This window comes from Pseudoalteromonas sp. S3431 (assembly GCF_000690035.1).
GTDB lineage: Bacteria > Pseudomonadota > Gammaproteobacteria > Enterobacterales > Alteromonadaceae > Pseudoalteromonas > Pseudoalteromonas fuliginea.
On the sequence record NZ_JJNY01000114.1, the window covers coordinates 1 to 21,745 of the forward strand.

At 39.9% G+C, this 21,745-nt stretch carries 17 protein-coding genes; 7 read left to right on the plus strand and 10 right to left on the minus strand.

Going from position 1 to position 21,745, the window contains the following annotated elements; genetic code table 11:
* Positions 1 to 27: 27 nt before the first annotated feature.
* Positions 28 to 393 (minus strand): hypothetical protein, encoded by a 366-nt coding sequence (locus DO88_RS00845; RefSeq protein ID WP_008138625.1) that lies wholly within the window; start codon positions 391 to 393, stop codon positions 28 to 30.
* Positions 394 to 444: 51 nt separating this feature from the next.
* On the opposite strand from DO88_RS00845, the gene DO88_RS00840 reads away from it, so the two are divergent.
* Positions 445 to 987: a GNAT family N-acetyltransferase gene (locus DO88_RS00840; RefSeq protein ID WP_033041023.1), complete on the plus strand. Its 543-nt coding sequence runs from the start codon at positions 445 to 447 to the stop codon at positions 985 to 987.
* Positions 988 to 1,079: 92 nt separating this feature from the next.
* Positions 1,080 to 2,753, plus strand: a complete 1,674-nt coding sequence (ggt, locus tag DO88_RS00835; protein ID WP_033041024.1) for a gamma-glutamyltransferase — start codon at positions 1,080 to 1,082, stop codon at positions 2,751 to 2,753.
* A 47-nt stretch (positions 2,754 to 2,800) separates the two neighbouring features.
* On the opposite strand, the gene DO88_RS00830 is transcribed toward ggt, so the two are convergent.
* The 9 genes from DO88_RS00830 to DO88_RS00790 form a co-directional block, all read right to left on the minus strand.
* On the minus strand, positions 2,801 to 3,661 hold the full coding sequence (locus DO88_RS00830; protein WP_033041026.1) for a Tim44 domain-containing protein: 861 nt from the start codon (positions 3,659 to 3,661) through the stop codon (positions 2,801 to 2,803).
* 162 nt (positions 3,662 to 3,823) lie between these two features.
* Positions 3,824 to 4,576, minus strand: coding sequence for a DUF3379 family protein (locus DO88_RS00825; RefSeq protein WP_008138632.1), 753 nt, complete (start codon positions 4,574 to 4,576; stop codon positions 3,824 to 3,826).
* Entirely contained in the window at positions 4,576 to 5,133 is a 558-nt protein-coding gene (locus DO88_RS00820) for a sigma-70 family RNA polymerase sigma factor (protein WP_007377767.1), read from the minus strand. The genes DO88_RS00825 and DO88_RS00820 overlap by 1 nt, the downstream gene beginning before the upstream one ends.
* A gap of 60 nt (positions 5,134 to 5,193) precedes the next feature.
* Positions 5,194 to 6,852, minus strand: a complete 1,659-nt coding sequence (locus DO88_RS00815; RefSeq protein ID WP_033041028.1) for a BatD family protein — start codon at positions 6,850 to 6,852, stop codon at positions 5,194 to 5,196.
* On the minus strand, positions 6,846 to 8,780 hold the full coding sequence (locus DO88_RS00810) for a VWA domain-containing protein (RefSeq protein ID WP_033041032.1): 1,935 nt from the start codon (positions 8,778 to 8,780) through the stop codon (positions 6,846 to 6,848). Before DO88_RS00810 ends, DO88_RS00815 begins: the two co-directional genes overlap by 7 nt.
* Entirely contained in the window at positions 8,780 to 9,766 is a 987-nt protein-coding gene (locus DO88_RS00805) for a vWA domain-containing protein (RefSeq protein ID WP_033041035.1), read from the minus strand. Before DO88_RS00805 ends, DO88_RS00810 begins: the two co-directional genes overlap by 1 nt.
* Complete coding sequence (locus DO88_RS00800; protein WP_004335624.1) at positions 9,759 to 10,193, minus strand: DUF4381 domain-containing protein; 435 nt, start codon at positions 10,191 to 10,193, stop codon at positions 9,759 to 9,761. Before DO88_RS00800 ends, DO88_RS00805 begins: the two co-directional genes overlap by 8 nt.
* Before the next feature lie 2 nt (positions 10,194 to 10,195).
* Complete coding sequence (locus tag DO88_RS00795) at positions 10,196 to 11,140, minus strand: DUF58 domain-containing protein (RefSeq protein ID WP_033041037.1); 945 nt, start codon at positions 11,138 to 11,140, stop codon at positions 10,196 to 10,198.
* Positions 11,141 to 11,143: 3 nt separating this feature from the next.
* The gene (locus tag DO88_RS00790) at positions 11,144 to 12,100 is read right to left on the minus strand and encodes an AAA family ATPase (protein ID WP_007377762.1); all 957 of its coding nucleotides are present in this window, start codon (positions 12,098 to 12,100) and stop codon (positions 11,144 to 11,146) included.
* 306 nt (positions 12,101 to 12,406) lie between these two features.
* On the opposite strand from DO88_RS00790, the gene fadI reads away from it, so the two are divergent.
* From fadI to DO88_RS00765, 5 genes are all read left to right on the plus strand, one after another.
* Positions 12,407 to 13,717 (plus strand): acetyl-CoA C-acyltransferase FadI, encoded by a 1,311-nt coding sequence (gene fadI / locus DO88_RS00785; RefSeq protein ID WP_004335629.1) that lies wholly within the window; start codon positions 12,407 to 12,409, stop codon positions 13,715 to 13,717.
* Positions 13,717 to 15,963, plus strand: a complete 2,247-nt coding sequence (gene fadJ / locus DO88_RS00780; RefSeq protein ID WP_033041041.1) for a fatty acid oxidation complex subunit alpha FadJ — start codon at positions 13,717 to 13,719, stop codon at positions 15,961 to 15,963. Before fadI ends, fadJ begins: the two co-directional genes overlap by 1 nt.
* Positions 15,964 to 16,469: 506 nt before the next feature.
* Entirely contained in the window at positions 16,470 to 17,591 is a 1,122-nt protein-coding gene (locus DO88_RS00775; protein ID WP_033041044.1) for a 4-phosphoerythronate dehydrogenase, read from the plus strand.
* 48 nt (positions 17,592 to 17,639) lie between these two features.
* Positions 17,640 to 18,656 carry an aspartate-semialdehyde dehydrogenase gene (locus tag DO88_RS00770; RefSeq protein ID WP_007377758.1) on the plus strand — a complete coding sequence of 339 codons (1,017 nt, stop codon included), beginning with the start codon at positions 17,640 to 17,642 and terminating at the stop codon, positions 18,654 to 18,656.
* Positions 18,657 to 19,009: 353 nt separating this feature from the next.
* The coding region (locus DO88_RS00765; protein WP_033041047.1) for a FimV/HubP family polar landmark protein at positions 19,010 to 21,745 on the plus strand (2,736 nt) is incomplete at its 3' end.

Sequence of the window (21,745 nt, forward strand, 5' to 3'; positions counted from 1 at the left end):
ATCTTGTCTGAACTAATACAGGTAAAATTAACCTTCGTTATGTTCTTTACGCGCTTGTTCAATTTCGTCAGCAATTTCTTGCGCTTTTTGCTTGGTTTTTTCAGTTAATTCGCCAGCAGCTTCTTTGCTTTTAACCCATGCGTCAACCGCAATCTCTTTGCCGTCGTCGTACATGTCTAAGCCCATTGTTTTACTTTGCTCTAATAGCTCGTTTAAAGACTCGTCATTTTTAAGATCGTTAGTTGTCTCTTTAACGTCGTTCCATGCATCACCAAGCTTTTCTTGCATTTGTGCGCTTTTATCTTTTGCATCTTCTTTTACTTCGTTGGCATCTTCACAACCAGTTAATGTAATTAAAGTGCCTAATAAAGCTAAACCTGCTAATTTATTCATGTGCTATCTCCTTTAGAGACTGATAATTAATTCAAGGTAGACTATACAACAATGAAAATGAACGCCCCCGTAACAAAACGATTAAATTTCAAATTAATGAATGAGCATGATTGGCCTCAATTATTTGAGCTCGACCAAGACCCAGCTGTAATGCAGTATTTAACGCGAGGTGTGCCTACCTCTTTAGAGCAAATAAAAAATGAGGGAGTACCTCGTATGCTCGCATATCGAAATGAGCTAAAAGGCTGGGGGCTGTGGAGTATCACGGTAAAGCAAACCAATACATTTATAGGCTGGGTATTAATAAGGCCTATGGATTTTTTTAGTGATGCACCAAATTACGGTGATATTGAAATAGGCTGGCGTTTTAAGCAATCAAGTTGGGGGCATGGTTATGCAACCGAGGCGGCTTTAGCATTATGTGATGAACTTATAAAACAAGATGACGTTAAGGCGATAAGTGCAACGGCACTCAAAGATAATACAGCCTCTATAAAAATAATGAAAAAGTTAGGTCTGCAATTTATAAAAAATTACACACATACAGATGAGCAAGGCGATTTACCAGCGGTGCTTTATTCAAAAAAAGTTTGAAGATGATTAAATATCAATAGTATAAAGATTGACCTGTCTTTAAATGACGTGCATTAATATGGGCAACAAAAATAATAAATTAAGGATGTTGTATGGGATTATTTTTTTCACCACGTAAATTAATCGTCAAAAGTGTGCTGGTTTTACAGTTCGCTGCTTTTAGTGTTTTAGCGCAGCCTTTATCGCAAAGCGCGGTCGCAATGCCTGACTCGTTCAGTGCCGATGCTGCTAAAAGTATATTAGAGCAAGGCGGTAATGCTGTTGATGCGGCTATAACGGCACAATTTGTACTTGCAGTAACGCTTCCTGAAGCCGGCAATATTGGCGGCGGGGGATTTATGCTTATTCAAAAAGATGGCAAGGGCGATTTTATAGACTATCGCGAAACAGCACCAACAGCGGCTCATCGTGATATGTATTTAGATGATCAAGGTAATGTTATTGCAAACAAATCAATATATGGCATTCACGCAAGCGGTGTACCTGGCAGTGTAGCGGGTATGTGGCTTGCCCATCAAAAGCATGGCACTTTAAAGTGGGAAACACTAGTACAGCCTGCTGTAACGTTGGCTGAGCAAGGGTTTGTAGTTCCGCCTAAGTTAGCAAAAGGTGTTAGCCATTATATAGCCCATCTAAAAGAGCAAAAAATAAATGTAAACTTTGAAAAATATTTTGCTGATGTAAAAGCCAATAAAGTCTTTAAGCAACCCGAGTTAGCGATAACGTTAAAGCGTATCCGTGATAACGGCCAAGATGGGTTTTATAAAGGCGAAACTGCAAATATTATTGCTAAATTTATGCACCAGCATGGTGGTATTATTAATCAAGATGATTTAAAGAATTATACCGCTAAATCACGTACACCTATTAAAGTGAGTTGGAACGGTTATGAAGTACTTACTTCGCCACCGCCGAGTTCAGGTGGTATTGCTATTTTACAGTGGCTTAAAATGTATGAGTTACAAAAACCAGATGCGGGCTTAGCGCATAACTCTACTCAGTATGTACACCTACTTTCTGAAATAGGTAAACGTGTATTTGCAGATAGGGCGGAGTATTTAGGCGATCCTGATTTTTTTGATGTACCAGTCAGCGCATTAACTAATATTAACTACCTCAAAGAGCGAAGTAATGGCATTTCGTTAACCGCGATCTCGACTACTGAAAATATTAAACCGGGCCTTAAAGAAAGTGAGCAAACTACGCACTTTTCAATCGTTGATAAAATGGGTAACGCTGTCGCAAATACCACCACAATAAACTTAGGGTTTGGTAGCGGTGTGGTTGTTGAAGGTGCAGGGTTTATTTTAAATGATGAAATGGACGACTTTAGTGCCAAACCAGGCGTTATGAATGTGTTTGGTGCAATAGGCGGTAAAGCTAACGAAATACAGCCGCACAAGCGTATGCTTAGCTCTATGACGCCTACAATACTCCTTAAAGACAACACCGTTAAAATGGTGACAGGCTCGCCTGGTGGCACAACAATTATTAGCTCTGTGTACGAATCTATCTTAAATGCGGTAGAGTTTGATATGACTGCTGAGCAGGTTGTAAATAGCCCTCGTTTTCATCATCAACTATGGCCTAAAAATATAATTAGAACACACATAGGTTTAACCGATAGCGTAAAAGCAGAGCTTACAAAAATGGGTTACACCATAGATGAGAATCACTTTGGTGACTTACACGTTATTATTAATAAAGAGGGCCAATTAGATGCCGCTTCTGAAGCATCAGGACGTGGTAAGTCAATTGTTTTTTAAATAAAAAAACACCGCGCTAAAAGCGCGGTGTTTTACACAATATAAAATTATTGAGTATCAATTAAATCTTCAACACCCACTATTAGCCATGGAGCGTCGTCTGAAATTAGACGCTCTAAGTGCCAAATTTCTAAAATAGGCTCTTCTTTTTTATCGCCTAAATCACGGTACTTACCTTTAAAGCGAACACTAACCTGCCACGATTGCACGTTTGTATCTGCGCACACAAGTTCGGCATCAATAAACATCACTTCTGTTTCTACGCTTTGTATAGCTTCACGTTCAGCTTTAAACTCGGCAACAAGTGCAGGGCTTAAGTATTCAGCCATTGTGGTGTAATCGGCATTGTTCCATGCAGTTTGTAGCGTATGGTAATGACTACGGGCACCTTGCAAAAAGCCATTAACGTCAAAGTTAGGTGGTAAATTAAAAGGCACACTTTCACCTTGTGGGGCGCTGCTTGCAAAGCCTGTACTTGTTGGTTGCTCGATAGGTGCTTGTTTAAAAATATTTTGCTGAGCACTTGTACCTGCACTGGTATTTGCAAGTTGTGGGGCGCGATTAGCACGTAAAAAGCCCGTTACTAGCTTAAATAAAATAAAGAGCCCGCCAGCTAATAAAATCATTTCTAATAGCTGAAAACCTTCAAAATTGTCGCCTAGCATTGCTGCAATTAAGCCACCCGCTAAAAGGCCACCTAAAACGCCTGCCATAATGCCTTTTTTATTTGATTTAGCTTTTGGGGCAGCCGTTGGGGTTGTTGTATCAGCTTTTTGTTTTTGCGCTGTTTGTTGTGTTGCAGGCGTTTTTCCGCGTTTACTGCTGCCAAATTTTTTACGTGCGTGTGCATCAAAACTGGCAGTACATAACAATGCCAATAGTGAAAAAATAACGATGATATTCTTCATGAAATTCCTTAATTTTAATCGAGCCGCGATTATAATTTACTTTCATGAGGAATTTAATTAATTAGTTTATAAATAAGAGTTTTTAGGTATAAAAGGGAGGGTTTATTATAGGGTATTTAATAAAAAAACCGCTCAGTAGAAACTAAGCGGTAAATTTGTTTTTTAAAGCCAACGAATGGCGCCTGTAACGCGTTCGTTATAAGTATCTAAAGGTGCTCCAACACTTGCCACTAAAATAGTATCAGCTTGTGAACCTCGGTTGATATGGCCTTCAAAGCGCTCATCTTTAAAATCATCATCACCAAATCCAAATGATTGATTTTCAGAAGGTACTATAAATACAGTCATAGGGCCAAAGTCAGATTCAAATATTAAATGCAGGCCTTTTTCGCCTTTAAAATCACAAAACATAGCGTAAGTGACTGCACCAGGAAGTTCATCAATATGACCGCCTAAAACAGCTAACTTATCGTTTACACTTTGCAAGCTAATGGGCTCTTTTTTATCAAGCGCACTAATTTCGTAGTACACATGAGCTAGTGCATGTTCACCCGCTTCGTGTGCAATATTTTGCTCTGTACTAAAAAAGAAGGCACTAATCGCCACTACAAAAGATGCTGCTAACGCAAGATGCACGCGGTCAAGCTTAAAACGCGAGCGGGCATCAACTACATTTTTTCCTGTTGCTTGTTCTTCTTGTAGTGCTTTTTCTTTTAACGATGTGTTTAAAAGAATGCGGTCTGCAAGGTTTTCAGGCACAGGTATGTCTAAAGAATCTTGAATAAATTTATCAAAATCTTTCATATCGTTAATAAAACTTTGTCGCTCAGGATTACTGTCAGCAAACTCCATAAGCTCCTTGTCAATGTCGTTTGGCTGCGCAATAGTGCGGCGACGAAACTCAAGTTCATCCATTATTTTGATGCCCCTTTAAGTTGTTCATCATCACGGCTTAAAGCCTCTTTAAGTTGATTTCGGGCACGGTATAAACGGGTCATTACCGTGTTTTTATTTAAATTAAGTATGTCTGCAATCTCTTCACCAGAGCAGCCCATTACAACTTGCAGTAATAACGGCTCTCGGTATTCATCAGATAGCAGTGCAATCTGGCGTTGAATAACCGTTTGTTCCATTTCATCATCTAATGAGTGGCTGGTTTCATCAACAAGCGTATCGTTTTCTACGTCGCTATAATCAAACTGTTTACGTTCAAATCGGCGTGCGTTTTCTCTTCGTAATATAGTAAGCAACCAGGGTTTAGCTGCTTTTTGATCAAGTAAAGAGTCGAGTGAACGCCAAGCGCGTAAAAACGTTTCTTGTACTAGATCATCTGCTATGTGCGGATCACGACATAGCCAATAAGCAAAGCGATAAAGCTCTTTATTGTAAACGTGGACCAAGGCTTCATAACGCTTTTGTTTCTCTGCCATATCGATTAAGACCTGATTGTTTGATTTTTTCTTTCCAAGCATAAGCACTTTTTTAATTAAAAATTATTATTTATTGCAAAAAAGACCTGAGTATCGTAGTTATTAATCATAAAGGTCTTTTAATACAGCTTGTTGCGACTTTAATGCTTGAGTTTGATGGTTCTCAAGAATTTTAATAATAGCATTAAGATCACAGTTTGTAGTTCTATTACTGTAAAGCTGTGCCTGCAATTGCATAATATAGTTATTTAACTCACTATTGCTTACAATGCAGCATAGTTCATCAATTGCGCCCACATTTTTATTCGTAACCAGGACCGCATAATTATTAAGCTCACTATAAAACACTTTATTATCGTTTGATTTTGCTACCGCAACCAGCTTTTTCAAGCTTGGTTGGTTAATTATATCCGCAGTTGATTGTACTTTCTTAGTGGTATTGCTAGTAGAACGGTTAAACCAATAAAAAATTACAGTCACAATCCATAAAACATAACCTAATATCGCAACAGCAATAAGCCACAATGGTATATTTTTTTGTACTTGCATTGATTCTAACTGTGTAGCATCTACATTATTATTTGGCGAAGATGTTAGCGTATCGATAGTTTGTTGATTACTGTTAGTTGTTGAGCTAATAGCTGTACTACTAGGTGTAACAGTTATAGTACGCTTGGGTAATGTAGCTACGCTAATACGGTTCATTTTAGTATTAAACCAAGGCAGCTGTATTTCAGGTAAAGTGTAAGTACCTGGTTTTTGCGGCAGTAATGCATACGATGCAGTTTGCTGCGATACAACACGTCCGTCACGTACTGCATTGTTATTTTCTTTTTTATCAGGGTAGCTGCGTATGCCATCAATGGTAGGCATAGAGATTTCAGGTAATTGCTCTTTTGTAACGCCAAGAGCGGTAAGTGTAATAGTACGTGTTATAGGCGTACCGACTTCTACGGTGTTGTCGTTAGGTTGCCATTCTTCGTCTAGATTAACCAACTCGCTTGGTAACCACGTTCCCTTATAGTCACTCGGAATTGGCTTGATTTCTATTTGCTGGTCGTCGCCAAGAGCGGATACTTCTAATTGACGATAATTTTGTTGTACTCGCCCTTGAAAAGCAGGACCTGCAATCGTGTAGACACCACTTTTTTGTGGCTGAATTAAATACTCACGAGTAATAACAAGGTAGCGCTTGCCATCAACCAGCTCATAGCTCTCGGTTTGTTTACCTAATTGAGTAAGCTGAGCGTCTTCCATACTTGGTGCACTTAGGCTGCCATCAAGCAGTTCTTTCGCAAGGTAAAGTTTAATAGTGTAAACGCCTGCTTCTTGCACAAATAATGAATTACTCGAGAGCGACGTTTTTAAAAATATTTCGTTATTTTTATCTGCATCAACTGAGCGTTTTGCCACTTTTAATTTAATAGGCTTTGAGGTTAACCCTGCAACGCTAAATGCCGGAATCGTGTAATCACCCTCTGCACGGGTCATTAATTTAACTGACCACGTGGTTTGTTTATTAATGCTGCCATTAATAATGTTGGTACGAGAGCTTAAGCTCGTCGGGCCTACAACAAAGTCTTTTAACAGCGATGAGGTGTCTGGTTGCTCGCCTTTAACTGTATCGTCTACGGATATATTAAGCATAAAAAATTCACCCGCTAATACAGGGTTTTTATCTACGCTGGCTTCTAATTTGGTGGCAGCCCACGAAGGCATCGCACTTAATAGCAATAAACAGCAAAATAATCGCATTACCATGATTTTTCGACTCCTGTAGGGCGACGTTTATATTGTCTTTTTTGGGCTTCTAATTGCATTTTATTCCGTAATAAAATAGCCGGATCATCCGGGACTTTTCTAAGTAGTTGATTAAGCTGTTGTGCTTTTTCTTTTTCTTCATTAGTGAGCTCACTTGCTTGGGCTTTCATCGCTTGTTGCTGAGCACTTTGTTTTTGCTCATCAGTGGTCGGTTGCTCACTCATTGCTTGTGGTTTACTTTGTTGCTGCTCGTCCTCTTTAGGCTGGTCAGCGTCTTTATTTTGCCCTTGCTCACTTTGTGGCTGAGCTTGCATATCAGGTTCATTTTGCTTGTCTGATTGTTCGTCAGGCTCACCTTGTTGATTTTTTGATTGTTCAGACTCTTTATCTGATTCTTTATCAGATTTTTCATCGCTTGAGCTTTGACTTTCGTTTTCGCCTTTTTCAGAATCGCTTTTATCACCATTTTGTTGCTTATCCTGTTTTGACTCATCAGAATTTTGCCCTTGGTTTTGCTCATCTTTTTTCTGGCTATCATCTTGGTCTTGAGAGTCGTCGCCGTCGCTTTGCTGGTTTTGTTGCTCTTGTTGATTGAGTAATTGTTCAACTAAAGCTTGGTTGTCAGTTGCTTGTGTAAAGTCGTCTTGTAAGGTTTGGGCTTGTTTGTAGGCTTCAATGGCGTCCTCAAGCTTGCCAGCTTTGGCAAGGGCATTACCGTAGTTGTATAAACCGGTAGCCGACTTATCATTACTAAACTCATTAAGTGCAGCATCAAAATTACCTTGCTGGTAAAGCGCCGCGCCTTTTAACTCACTCGATTGCGCCTGTGTTGCTGCATTGTATTCTTTATTTTTGTAAGCCTCTAATGCACGTTGATCTGCATTTTGCAAAAGAGTAGGAAGCTCTACGGCATACGCATTTTGCTGCGGTAAAAAGCTAAAGGCTAAAAAAGCCCCCAGCAAGGCAGCGCGTCTAAATAAATACAAGCCAAATGGCAGTAATAACAAGAGTCCGTATATACCTGCATCTATTCGCCAAAGTGCGTGGCTTTGTTTTTCGTCTTTCAATAATTCACTCTGTGCATTTGGGGCAAACGTATTTATGTCGTTATTACTAGGCTGGTAACTAGCAAATTTACCACCACTGCTCGATGCTAAATTTTTAAGCTGACTGGCATTGAGAGTAGGTACTACAATTTGGCCGTATCTGTCTTTCAAAAAACCACCTTCAGGTAACTTAATTGGAGCGCCTTGAGCGGTACCCACGCCATATATATTTAATCTATATTGGGTGTTACTGGTAAAGCTACTCACGTCGCTTTGTTCTTGCTGGTCAATACCGTCGGTCACTAAAATAATGTCGCCATCAATATAACCCGCTTGCGTTAATAGCTCTTTGGCCATATCAAGACCGGCTAAAACGTTTGAGCCTTTGTCTGGCATTATTTCAGGGCTTAAGCTTGGAATTAAATTACTGAGTGTTGTGGCGTCGTTTGTTAGCGGTGAAATTACATAGGCTGTGCCTGCGTAAGCTACAAGCGCGGTATCACCTTCTTTAAATAGCTCAATCATATCAAGCGCTTTAAAGCGTGATTGCATTAAACGATTTGGTAAAATATCGGTGCTGTACATTGAGTACGACATATCCATAACAATTACACGGGCACTTTTACTTTGAAATACAGGAACTTGTTTTTTCTCAAAGCTAGGCCCAGCACTAAATAAAATGCCAAGGCTGCAAAACAAAGCAACTAACCAAAGTGGCTGGCTGGCTTTAGTGTTTGCTTCGCTCATTATAAATTGTGCTAAATGCGGTGCAATTAGCTGCTCACTAGTCGTTTTTTTATGCTTAATTAAGGCGACAAAAAATAATGCCACAGCAGGTATGAGTAACCATAAAAGAGCGGGGCGAATAAATTCAAAATCCATTAGTTTGGCTCCTTTAATGCACGCAGTGTACTCAGCATTACTTTTAAGCTAATAAGTAAAATAGCGATAAGTAACGGGTAGTAAAATAATGAGCTTTGTGGGCGAAATGTTTGTTCATCAGCGCTAATAGGTTCAAGTTTATCAAGCTCTGCGTAAATTTGTTGAAGGCCTGCTACATCTTTGGCTCTAAAGTATAATCCGCCAGTTTGCTCGGCAATCTTTTTAAGTAAGCTTTCATCTAAATTACTGCCACTAGAGCCACCCATATTAAAGAGGCTAAAGCCGCGCGGATTATCTGAGCCAACACCAATGGTGTACACTTTAATACCTTCTTCGCGAGCTAGCAGTAGTGCATCTTCTGGGTTTAAATTGCCCGCTGTATTTTGTCCGTCAGTTAATAGCACCACAATACGGTTACTTTCATCTTTATTGGCAAAGCGTTTTACCGAAAGACCCAATGCATCACCAATGGCTGTTGCGCGTCCCACTAAACCAATTTGGGCTTCGCTGAGCATTTTACTTACTGTTTTAACGTCGCGCGTGAGCGGGGTTTGTAAAAACGCGGTGTCGCCAAATAATATCAGCCCAAGCCTGTCGCCTTGACGCTGTTCTATAAAGTCACTGAGTACGGCTTTTACCATGGTAAGGCGGTCAACATATTGGCCATTGTAAGCCATGTCTTGTTCGGTCATCGAGCCTGATAAGTCAACTGCTAGCATTATATCGCGACCTTCATTTGGTAATGAGATTGGCTCATCTAACCATGTTGGATTGGCAGCGGCAGTAACAAGTAATAACCAAATTATCCATTCGAGGGGATTTAAACGTCGTGCGTGTGGCTCAATGCTTTGGCTGGTTAAATTGTGCTTTGCAAAACTGGGTATACGTAAACGCGTACTGGCATTACTTGCCGCGGGTTTTAATAGTAAAAGTAATAAAGGCAAGGGCAGTAATAAAAATAACCATGGCCAGCTAAATTCAAACATTTACTGACTCCTTTATTTTAAATTGCTTAATACCTTGGCGAAATTTTTCGCACAGTGTTGTATCTTTTTGGCTGGGGTTATACAAGCTTAGTATTTCTTGTTCTGTAAAGCTCAAACCGGTAAGCGTATTAAGTGTTGTGCACCATTTAGAGGTAGATTGTGCAGCAAGGCGCTTGTCGTAATATTCAATCACTAAACGTTTTAAAATAATATGCAGTTGCTGAGGATTTTGCTCACTTTGGCTTAATTGTATTGCGTAGCGTTTAGGCTTTTTAAATTTATGTTTTTTGTAAAATATATAAATAGCTGCGCACAGTGCTAAAAACAGCAGTGCAATAATAACCCACCAAGCAGGGGCGAGTGGCCACCAATTAACTTGGCTTGGCGCTATTATATCGTGCAGGCCATCGAGTGGATTGGTTTGCATGGTTATTTTCTCACTAATTGCAGCTCAAGCGGTGTTGCTGCATTGAATGATATTAAATTAAGACCCGATTTAGTTAAGCGATTAAAGCGCGTACTAAATGCGTGTTCAGCATTTTTAGCAAAGCGTTCTCTAAAGCTGTTATCCATTAATGGTAGGGCAAAGTCTTGACCATTTGCATTAACGGTGACTGCTTGCTTAAACGCAGGTAACTGATGCTCAAATGGATCGCTTATATGGCAACCAATCAGCTCGCAGTGGCGGCTTAATATTTCGAGTTGCTTAAAGCTAGCATCATCCAGAGCATTAAAATCAGACACCAAATACACTAAGCTGCCTGGTTTTGCTAAATGATTAAGTCGCTTTAGGTTATCGCTAAAGTTGTTAGGGGCTGTTTTATCAATGTTGCTTAGCGCTTGCTGGTGGTTGTCGCATAAATTATGACAAAGCTTAAGGACTGCTTTTTCACGGGCGCTGGGCTTTAGCTCCAAATGCGAGTGCTGATTAAACACTATACCGCCAATTCTATCGCCGCGCTGACACGCCGACCATGCAACAAGAGCGCTTATATGCGCAGCTTGCACCGACTTTAACAGTAACTTTGAACCAAACAGCATTGAGTTTGAAAAATCAGTAAATACAAACACAGGGCGCTCTTTTTCTTCTTGAAAGAGCTTTGTGTGAGTCTCGCCGGTACGCGCAGTAACTCGCCAATCAATAGAGCGAATATCGTCACCTTGCTGATAATGTCGCACTTCGGCAAATTCCATTCCTCGGCCTTTGTGCGGTGCAAGGTATTGCCCTGTTAAGGTGTTTTTTATTTTTACCTTAGGGGCAAGTTCAAGCAATTGCGCTTTGGCTTTGTAATACATCAGCTCTTTGAGTGCTAAATTAACACCGTGGCTATGGCTCTGTTTGAGCCATGCTTGGGTTTCTAATTGTTTTTGCATAACTTATGGTACGGCTACAAGTTCAACTATACGGCTTATTACTTGATCTTTAGTAATGCCATCGGCTTGGGCTTCGTAACTTAAAATAATGCGATGACGCAGTACATTATGCACAACAGCTTGAATATCATCAGGTGCTACAAAGTCGCGACCTTGAAGCCATGCATGAGCACGAGCACATTTATCAAGTGCTATTGTTGCACGCGGGCTTGCACCAAACTCAATCCAGCTACCTAGTTGCGCGTCTAATTTAGCGCCTTCACGGGTAGCAATAATAAGTTGTACTAAATATTGCTCAAGTGGCTCTGCTAAATAAAGGCCTAATATTTCTTTACGCGCTGCAAATAAATCGCTTTGACTAATTTTTTGCATTACTGGTTGTTGTTCATTAAGCGCTTCGCCGCGTGTTAAACGCAGTATATCAAGCTCATGCTCTGCGCCAGGGTAGTCAATACTTAGGTGCAGTAAAAAGCGATCCAGCTGGGCTTCTGGTAACGGGTAAGTCCCTTCTTGCTCTAGCGGATTTTGCGTTGCCATAACTAAAAACAGTTCGCTAAGCGGATATGTATTTTTACCCACGGTAACTTGTCGCTCTGCCATGGCTTCTAATAGTGCTGATTGTACTTTGGCTGGTGCACGGTTAATTTCGTCAGCTAAAATAAGGTTATGAAAAAGAGGGCCTTTTTCAAATACAAACTCGCTAGTTTGTTGGCGGTAAATGTCGGTACCTGTAACATCAGCCGGTAATAAATCTGGCGTAAACTGTACGCGCTGAAATGAGCCTTCAATGCCTTTAGCAAGTGCATTAACTGCACGTGTTTTTGCAAGCCCAGGAGGGCCTTCTACTAATAAGTGACCATCAGCTAAAATAGCAATAAGTAGCGCTTGTGTAAGCTCTGGCTGGCCAATGATTTGTGTATCTAAGTACGTTTTTAATTGTGAAAATGCGTTAGCTGCCATAATAAGTGGACTGTCCTCGTCAGCTGGGTTTGTACCTAATAGTGCTAGGTGATAAATACTGACCTATTTATAAGGTTTATAATTGAGTAACTCAAGGGTTAGACTGTATTTTTTAAAATAGTTCGTTATTTCTTAACGATTTTTAGCGTACCACAAAACTTTGTAAATGCGTCTAAAAAAGCCTATTGTGATAATCGTAATTAAACACTGTTTATATAAATTTGTGTTTATCTATTGGCTTTAGGGCACGGGTTGTTTAGAATCGAGGAAAACAAACAGGTCAGACCTGTCAGCGGGAGAGCATAAATGTCTGAGCAAAACATACTAAAAACACCAAAGGGCGACCGTATTGCCATCGTTAGCGGCTTACGTACACCTTTTGCAAAACAAGCAACAGCGTTTCACCATGTACCAGCACTTGATATGGGTAAATTGGTGGTTAACGAAATGCTTGAACGATTAAATTTCAATAAGTCAGAAATTGATCAACTTGTATTTGGTCAAGTAGTACAAATGCCAGAAGCGCCAAATATTGCACGTGAAATTGTATTGGGCACAGGTATGCCGGTATCGGTTGATGCATATTCTGTATCGCGCGCATGTGCTACCAGCTTTCAGGCTATTGCTAATGTAGCTGAGTCTATTATGGCGGGATCTGTAAGTGTAGGTATTGCAGGCGGCGCAGACTCGTCATCAGTACTGCCAATTGGTGTTAGTAAAAAGCTAGCAGGCAGCTTAGTTGATTTAAATAAAGCGCGTACGCTTGGTCAACGCTTAAAAATATTTTCAAAACTGCGTTTAAAAGACTTATTACCAGTGCCACCTGCTGTAGCAGAGTATTCAACAGGTCTTTCAATGGGGCAAACTGCTGAGCAAATGGCTAAAACACATAATATTAGCCGTGAAGATCAAGATGCATTAGCGCATCGTTCTCACTCACTTGCAACGCAAGCATGGGCTGATGGTAAGTTAAAAGATGAAGTAATGACGGCGCATTTACCGCCATATAAAAGCTTTATTTCAGAAGATAACAACATTCGTAAAAACTCAACGGTTGAAGGTTACGCCAAGCTTAAACCTGTTTTTGACCGTCAGCACGGTACTGTTACCGCCGCAAATGCAACACCATTAACTGATGGTGCAGCGGCCGTACTTATGATGAGCGAAAGCAAAGCAAAAGCACTAGGCTATGAAATACTAGGTTACGTACGTAGCTTTGCATTTTCGGCAATTGGTGTAGAAAAAGACATGTTAATGGGCCCAGCTCATTCAACGCCTATTGCACTAGATAGAGCGGGTATTACGCTTGCTGATTTAGATTTAATTGAAATGCACGAAGCGTTTGCATCGCAAACACTTGCCAATATGAAAATGTTTGCTTCAGACAAATTTGCACAAGAGCATTTAGGTCGCAGCAAAGCAATTGGCGAAATTAACATGGATAAGTTTAACGTTAACGGCGGCTCTTTAGCATATGGTCACCCATTTGCAGCGACAGGTGCGCGCTTAATTACGCAAAGCTTACACGAGCTTAAACGTCGTGGTGGCGGTTTAGCATTAACAACAGCGTGTGCTGCTGGTGGTTTAGGTGCAGCCTTTGTATTGGAGAGCGCGTAATGACAGATTCAGTATTTAATTTAGCGGTAGATGAAAATAAAATCGCCGTGGTAACGATTGATGTGCCAGGGGAGAAAATGAATACCCTGCGCAGCAGTTTTGCCGATGATTTAAAAGCGTTACTAGAAGACGCTAAGTCGCAAAATGTAAAAGGCATGGTATTTATAAGCGGGAAAAGCGATAACTTTATCGCGGGCGCCGATGTAAAAATGCTCGATAGCGTTCAAAAGCGTGAAGATGCGCTAGCGATTAGCGAACTATGCCATCAAGCTTTTTTTGATATGACAAAACTGCCATACACTACAGTAAGTGCGATTCATGGCGCTGCATTAGGTGGTGGTTTAGAATTTGCTTTAGCGTGTGATTACCGTGTTGGTACCGACAGCGATTTAACAAAAATTGGCTTACCAGAAGTGCAACTTGGTTTACTACCAGGTGGCGGCGGCACGCAGCGTTTAACTAAAATTGTTGGTATTCAAAAAGCACTAGAGTGGATGCTAACAGGTAAACAAATTCGCCCTAAGCAAGCTAAAAAAGCAGGCGTGCTTGATGATTGCGTACCGCACAGTGTGCTGTTAAAAGTTGCAAAAGAATTTGCGACTAAGAAAAAGCCACAAGCAAAAGAGCCAAAGCTCGACAATATTAGTAAATTATTAGAGTCAAACCCGTTTGGTCGTAACTTTATCTTTAAAAAAGCCAAAGAAAACGTACTTAAAAAAACGGGCGGGCACTACCCAGCACCACTCGCTATTATTAAAGCAGTGCGTGCTAGTGTAGAGCTTGATGAGCTAAAAGCGTATAAAACAGAAGCTGAAAGCTTTGCAACACTTGTAATGAGTGACGAATCTAAAGCGCTTCGCGGTATTTTCTTTGCAACCACTGAAATGAAAAAAGAGTGGCGCAATGATGACGCACCCGCAATCAGTAAAACGGCTGTTTTAGGTGGTGGACTAATGGGCGCAGGTATTGCGCACGTAAGTGCAGTTAAAGCTAAAGTACCGGTACGTATTAAAGATGTAGCAGAGCAGGGCATTAGTAATGCAATGAGCTACACCTACAAAATTTTAGATAAGCGTCTTAAGCGCCGTATTATGTCTAAAGCTGATATGCAGTTAACAATGAACCGCATTACAGGTGCAACAGACTACAGCGGCTTTAAACATATTGATTTAGTAATAGAAGCGGTGTTTGAAGATCTTGCACTTAAGCAAGGTATGGTTGCAGACGTAGAGCAGCAATGCCAAGCAAATACAATTTTTGCAAGTAACACGTCATCATTACCAATATCGCAAATTGCAGCGCAGGCAGCACGTCCTGAAAATGTAATTGGCTTGCATTACTTTTCACCAGTGGAAAAAATGCCATTAGTGGAAATCATTCCACACGAAGGTACATCTCAAGAGACCATTGCCCGCGTTGTTAACTTTGCACGTAAGCAAGGTAAAACGCCAATTGTTGTAAAAGACATGGCCGGTTTTTACGTAAACCGTATTTTAGCGCCTTACTTAAACGAAGCTGCTAATTTGATGCTTGCGGGTGAGCCAATTGAAAAGATTGATGCAGCGCTTGTTGAGTTTGGTTTTCCGGTAGGACCGCTGGCTCTACTTGATGAAGTAGGTATTGATATTGGCTCTAAAATTGCCCCAATTCTTGAAAAAGAATTAGGCGAGCGTTTTAAAGGCCCTGATGCATTTATGCGTATGATTGATTCAAAACGCCTTGGCCGTAAATCGGGTCGTGGTTTTTATGAATACGATAAAAAAGGCAAAAAGGTTGATGAGTCAGTTTACGAACTATTGGGTGTTACCCCGGCTCCACGTTTAAACAAGAGCGAAATTGCTAAGCGTTGTGTATCGCAAATGCTTAACGAAGCAGTACGCTGTTTAGATGATGGCATTATTGCCAGCCCACGTGATGGCGATATCGGTGCAATATTTGGTATTGGTTTTCCACCATTTTTAGGTGGCCCGTTTAGCTATATGGATAAATTAGGCGCAAGTAAAATAAGCTCTGATATGTCTACATTAGCTAACAGCGATGCTAACTTTGCACCATGTGAATCACTGGTAACAATGGCAAGCTCTAGTGCTACTTTTTACACTGTTTTACAAGCCGATATAGCTGGTGAGCAAGCAACTGTGGATGCAGCGATTGCGGTTAAAGCGGACGTTGAAGTTACGCAAGAAGATGCTACAGAAGCCTCGCCTGAGGTTGTTGAAGTAAACGAAGATAAAATAATAAAGTAATCCTTCAAAGTTACTTTTGATTAAATGCAGCTCGTTTAGATGAGCTGCATTTTTTTTAGGGAGTTACTTCAACATATATTTATCTTTAGAAATTAAATATACAGCGGTGTCGTTATTAAGCTCACAGGTTAAAAATATAATACTGTGATAAATCCTCTCTAAATTGACCGGTAATCCAAAAGCTTAATATGATCCTTTAAAGGTGATTTTTTTCAAAAATGGACTGACTAGATCCTGTTTATTTTTCGAGGTTAAACATACACAGTCCTTGCGTTCGCCCTAGGGGAAATTTACTCTTTGTTGCCTAAATGGGTGTAGGTAAGGGGCGGAAGCTTTGCTCGATTTTTACTTAGCCCACTAAGTTACAACCTCATGCCGCAATTAAATTGCCCCTAGAACGAGCAAATTTTAATCCTGAAAGGTCAACAAGCCCTCGCTTTTTAGTTTGTGTAAAGGCTAGGTTGTTCGCTACAATAGCGCCTCTTAATTGCCAAACGGACTCTGTAATGAAAATTCTTGCCGATCAAAATATGCCTTTAGTTGAGCAGTACTTTGCAGACTTTGGTGAGGTTGAGCGTTTTGATGGTCGTAAATTAACCCCTGAACAATTAATTGATGTAGATGTACTCCTTACTCGTTCAGTGACCAATGTTAATTATGAGCTGTTGTCACAAGCTAATAAGCTTAGCTTTGTGGGTACAGCCACAATTGGCATTGACCATATTGATACGCAATTACTGCATGATAGAGATATCGCTTTTACTAGCGCGCCTGGTTGTAATGCCGTTGCGGTAGCTGAATATGTAATTAGTAGCTTATTTGCATTAAGCCAAGAGAATGCGCGCCCATTGTGTGGTCAAACAATTGGTATAGTCGGGGTGGGTAACATTGGTACGTGTTTAGCTGAAAAATTAAAAGCACTAGATGTTGATGTACTGTTATGCGATCCAATTAAGCACGAACAAGGCTTACTACAAGATCATATAGCGCTTGATGAGTTATTAGCAAAATCAGATGTTGTTACTTTTCACGTTCCCCTTGTTAAAAGTGGCGAGCATAAAACGCTGCACATGATGGGTAAAGAGCGATTAAAAGCACTTAAGCCAGGGCTTACGCTGATTAATGCAAGCCGAGGCGATGTAATTGATAACCAAGCGTTGCTTGAGGTAATGGAAGCGGGAGCTGATCTGGATTTAGTGCTTGATGTATGGGAAAAAGAGCCCAATATTTTAACTGAATTACTAGAACATGTTCGCTACGCCAGTGTGCATATTGCGGGTCATACGCTTGAAGGCAAAGCACGTGGTACACAAATGCTGTATCAAAAACTGTGTGAACTGAAAAGTGTCGATGCGAGTAAATCGTTGAATGATTTTTTACCTACTCCAGCTATTACACAATCGGTTATTACGCCAAACTTTAATGAGCAGGATGTTGCCCGTTTAGTGCATTTAATTTACGACGTTCGCCGTGATGATGGTATTTTACTTCGCCACTTAGAAAGTGATGGTTTTGATAGTTTACGAAAAAGCTATCCGGTAAGACGAGAATTTAGCACCTTGTCGATACAAGGTGATAGCTCACAACTAGCTGCACTTAGTCAACTTGGTTTTACCATAGCTAAATAGTTATTTAACTAACGATGTTGTTTTAATGTCGTTTATAGAGGAAGAAATATGTCGCAAAAATATAACGTTGCCGTACTTGGCGCTACTGGTTTAGTAGGCCGTCAAATCATTGAAACGCTAGCAGATCGTAAGTTTCCTGTTGATCAGCTTTTTTTACTTGCTAGCAGCCGCAGCGCGGGTGAAGATATAAAGTTTCGTGGTGAGACCATTGAAGTATTAGACGTTGAAGGCTTTGACTTTAGCCAAGCGCACATAGGTTTGTTTTCTGCTGGTGGCAGTGTATCTGAAAAATATGCACCTATTGCAGCAGACGCCGGTTGTATTGTAATTGATAACACATCACACTTTAGAAATGATTTTGAAATCCCATTAGTAGTGCCAGAAGTTAATGCTTCAAGCCTAGCTGATTTTAGAAATCGTAATATTATCGCTAACCCTAACTGTTCAACTATTCAGATGATGCTAGCACTTAAACCAATTTATGATGCTTACGGAATAGACCGTATCAATGTATCTACTTACCAAGCTGTATCGGGCGCAGGTAAAGAAGCGGTTGATGAACTTGCAAAACAAACTGCTAATTTAATGAATGCTCGTCCTATGGATAATAAAGTTTTTCCAAAGCAAATAGCATTTAACGTTATTCCTCAAATTGATAGCTTTGAAGAGAACGGCTATACACGCGAAGAAATGAAAATGGTAAATGAAACCCATAAAATTTTGGGTGATACGACTATTGCTGTAAATCCTACATGCGTACGTGTGCCTGTATTTTTTGGACATTCTGAATCAATTAATATTGAAACGCGTATGCCTTATGACTTTGAGCATGTTAAGCAACTTTTAAAAGATGCCCCTGGTGTTGAGTTGATTGACGATGAAGGTGATTATCCAACGGCAGTATCTGATGCAAGTGGAAATGACACTGTTTATATTGGTCGTTTACGAGCTGATATCTCGCACCCTCATGGTTTAAATATGTGGGTTGTAAGTGACAACACGCGTAAAGGCGCTGCAACTAACAGTATACAAATTGCAGAAGAACTTATTGCTAATTACATGTAATATTTTATAGCTAACGATTAGTTTAGAAGCGGTAAGCACCAATTGTTTGCCGCTTTTTATTCGGGTTACCGCCATTTTTTTGCCACTTATCTCACGAAGTATATAAACCTACTGATAATCCTCGATAAATTTATATTATTAATAATGTTTTTAGGTATTTATTTTCAATGTGTTGCAATGGATATTACTCATGAACTGGTTTATAGTTTGTAATTGGAATAGAGCTTGCAACAAAAATAGATTGTAATAACAAATGTGAATCAGTCATTTGACTGATAAAAGCAAGATTAATCAATGTTTATGCACTTAACTTTCTCGGTGCTGCGTTAACATTTAAACATTAAAGGATCAGCATGCGCGGTTTAGCTACACTTATTATATTAGCGTCTGCATTGATAGTAACATCAGTTTACTCTCAAGACAGTACCCAGTTAAAGGGGCCAAAGGGCGCTGACTATGGTGCGCAAGGGCGATCTATTGGGCCAATAAAACCGACGGATACGCTTTGGCGTATAGCGGCTAAGGTACGCCCGGACAACTCGGTTAGCATTTATCAAGTTATGCAGGCTTTGTATAACAAAAATCCTAATTCATTTTTAGAGCAAAACCTTAACCACATGCAAAGTGGTGCCTATTTAAAAATTCCTACTCTAGCTGAAATTAGAAATGTTAATACACAACTCGCTAAACAACGTTCTGAACAAGATGATGCGTTATGGGAAAAGAAAAAAAACGGTACGCTTACGCAAAGTGAAATTAATTCAGCTCAAACTCAAGTTACTCAAGCTCGTAAAGTTGATGTAGATGACGCAAAAAAAGAATTACAAAAAGAAATTAAAGAAATTAAAACAGATCAAACTAGTAAGTTAGTTGAGCTTCAACAACAATTTAAAAGTTCAGTTGATAACGTAGAAGAAATTTTAGTTGAAAATAATAATTTAAAAAAACAGCTTACGGGCATCTCCAAAGAGCTTGAAAATGTGCGTATGCAGCTCGGTCAAGACAGTGAAATACAGCAACAGTTAAAAGAACTAATAATTAAACAAAATGAAATGATAGAACAGCAAAAGGCTGAGAAAATAGAGCCAGAAGCTGAATTTGATCTGGGATCTTTTTTATCTAATCCTTTTGTTCTTGGATTATTGATGGTTATTCCTGGGTTATTGATTGTTTTTGCTGTTGTGATGTTCTTACGCAAGCGGGCTAGTAAAGATGATGTCCAAAGCGACGATGATTTTTTACCACAAACACCTACCTACGCAAACGATGACGATTTAGATACTCAAAATATTGAAGACCCTATCGTCCCGGAACCACTTGATGACTTAAGTATTCAGCTAGATGATAGTTTAGAAAATGATATCTTACCGGACGATGATACCCCATTACCGGATGATGATATTGCTTTTGATGACAGCCTAGAGGACTTTACTGAGTCTGATAGCCTACTTGATCAGGATGAATTAGAAAGTTTATTAAGCGATGATATTGTTTTTGACGATGAAAATATTGAAGACGATGAACTTGATATTTTCATGCAACAAGATTTCGATAAATCACCTGATGATAGCTCAGAAGGTGATATTGATTTAGATTCGCCACTAGAATCATCAAATAGTGATGATATTTTAAGTAATGATGATTTAGATAGTTTATTTAATGAAGATGATGGCTTATCGGAGTTTGACTCACCACAAACAAACGATATAGAAGAAGATAATAGCTTAGAATCGAATGATGAAATGGCCGCCCTTAGCGAAGAACTCGCTGAAGATGATGATTTTGATATTGATGACTTATTAGATCAAACAAATACTGAATCAGATTTAGATAATACAGAAGATAGTCTTTCAAGTGAAAAAGATGATTTTGATTTAGACGATATTGATAGCTTAATTGATCAAGCTACAGACGATAGCGTTGATGAAGTCTTAGTCGAAGAAAGTGATGATTTTGATTTAGATGATATTGATAGTTTAATTGATGACGCTGCGGATGACATTGCACCTGATGCGTTAGTCGAAGAAAAAGATGATTTTGATTTAGACGACATTGATAGCTTAATTGACCAGGCTACAGACGATAGCGTTGATGAAGCCTTAGTCGAAGAAAGTGACGACTTCGATTTAGACGATATTGATAGTTTAATTGATGACGCTGCGGATGAAAGTGCTGTTGATGCGTTAGTCGAAGAAAATGATGATTTTGATTTAGATGATATTGATAGTTTAATTGATGACGCTGGGGATGACAGTGCGGCTGATGCGTTAGTCGAAGAAAATGATGATTTTGATTTAGATGATATTGATAGTTTAATTGATGACGCTGCGGATGACAGTGCTGCTGATGCGTTAGTCGAAGAAAATGATGATTTTGATTTAGATGATATTGATAGTTTAATTGACGACGCTGGGGATGACAGTGCAGCTGATGCGTTAGTCGAAGAAAAAGATGATTTTGATTTAGATGGTATTGATAGTTTAATTGATGAATCCGCAGATGAAGAAGCTGAGACTGAAAAGCGTGACTCTGATATTAATGTGGCATTAGCCGATTCTGCCGATGATTTAGCCGAAGCGCAGGAAGAATTAAATGTTGCTGATGTAGAGTCACTAGCATCTACATTAATTGAAGAGCCTGAACTTGTAGATGAGCCTGAACTTGCAGAAGAGCCTGAACTTGTAGAAGAGCCTGAACTTGCAGAAGAGCCTGAACTTGTAGAAGAACCTGAACTTGAAGAAGAGCCGGCGCTTTTAGAAGAACCTGAACTTGTAGAAGAGCCTGAACTTTTAGAAGAGCCTGAACTTGTAGAAGAACCTGAACTTGTAGAAGAACCTGAACTTGCAGAAGAGCGTGAACTTGTAGATGAGCCTGAACTTGCAGAAGAGCCTGAACTTGTAGAAGAGCCTGAACTTGACGAAAAGCCTGAGCTTGAAGAAGAGCCTGAACTTGCAGAAGAGCCCGAACTTTTAGAAGAGCCTGAACTTGCAGGAGAGCCTGAACTTGTAGAAGAACCTGAACTTGAAGAAGAGCCGGCGCTTTTAGAAGAACCTGAACTTGTAGAAGAGCCTGAACTTGTAGAAGAACCT

Excerpts from the sequence above, each read along its gene's own strand:
- DO88_RS00845 (WP_008138625.1), bottom strand. The coding sequence starts at position 393 with ATGAATAAATTAGCAGGTTTAGCTTTATTAGGCACTTTAATTACATTA.
- DO88_RS00840 (WP_033041023.1), top strand. The coding sequence starts at position 445 with ATGAAAATGAACGCCCCCGTAACAAAACGATTAAATTTCAAATTAATG.
- ggt (WP_033041024.1), top strand. The coding sequence starts at position 1,080 with ATGGGATTATTTTTTTCACCACGTAAATTAATCGTCAAAAGTGTGCTG.
- DO88_RS00830 (WP_033041026.1), bottom strand. The coding sequence starts at position 3,661 with ATGAAGAATATCATCGTTATTTTTTCACTATTGGCATTGTTATGTACT.
- DO88_RS00825 (WP_008138632.1), bottom strand. The coding sequence starts at position 4,576 with ATGGATGAACTTGAGTTTCGTCGCCGCACTATTGCGCAGCCAAACGAC.
- DO88_RS00820 (WP_007377767.1), bottom strand. The coding sequence starts at position 5,133 with ATGCTTGGAAAGAAAAAATCAAACAATCAGGTCTTAATCGATATGGCA.
- DO88_RS00815 (WP_033041028.1), bottom strand. The coding sequence starts at position 6,852 with ATGGTAATGCGATTATTTTGCTGTTTATTGCTATTAAGTGCGATGCCT.
- DO88_RS00810 (WP_033041032.1), bottom strand. The coding sequence starts at position 8,780 with ATGGATTTTGAATTTATTCGCCCCGCTCTTTTATGGTTACTCATACCT.
- DO88_RS00805 (WP_033041035.1), bottom strand. The coding sequence starts at position 9,766 with ATGTTTGAATTTAGCTGGCCATGGTTATTTTTATTACTGCCCTTGCCT.
- DO88_RS00800 (WP_004335624.1), bottom strand. The coding sequence starts at position 10,193 with ATGCAAACCAATCCACTCGATGGCCTGCACGATATAATAGCGCCAAGC.
- DO88_RS00795 (WP_033041037.1), bottom strand. The coding sequence starts at position 11,140 with ATGCAAAAACAATTAGAAACCCAAGCATGGCTCAAACAGAGCCATAGC.
- DO88_RS00790 (WP_007377762.1), bottom strand. The coding sequence starts at position 12,100 with ATGGCAGCTAACGCATTTTCACAATTAAAAACGTACTTAGATACACAA.
- fadI (WP_004335629.1), top strand. The coding sequence starts at position 12,407 with ATGTCTGAGCAAAACATACTAAAAACACCAAAGGGCGACCGTATTGCC.
- fadJ (WP_033041041.1), top strand. The coding sequence starts at position 13,717 with ATGACAGATTCAGTATTTAATTTAGCGGTAGATGAAAATAAAATCGCC.
- DO88_RS00775 (WP_033041044.1), top strand. The coding sequence starts at position 16,470 with ATGAAAATTCTTGCCGATCAAAATATGCCTTTAGTTGAGCAGTACTTT.
- DO88_RS00770 (WP_007377758.1), top strand. The coding sequence starts at position 17,640 with ATGTCGCAAAAATATAACGTTGCCGTACTTGGCGCTACTGGTTTAGTA.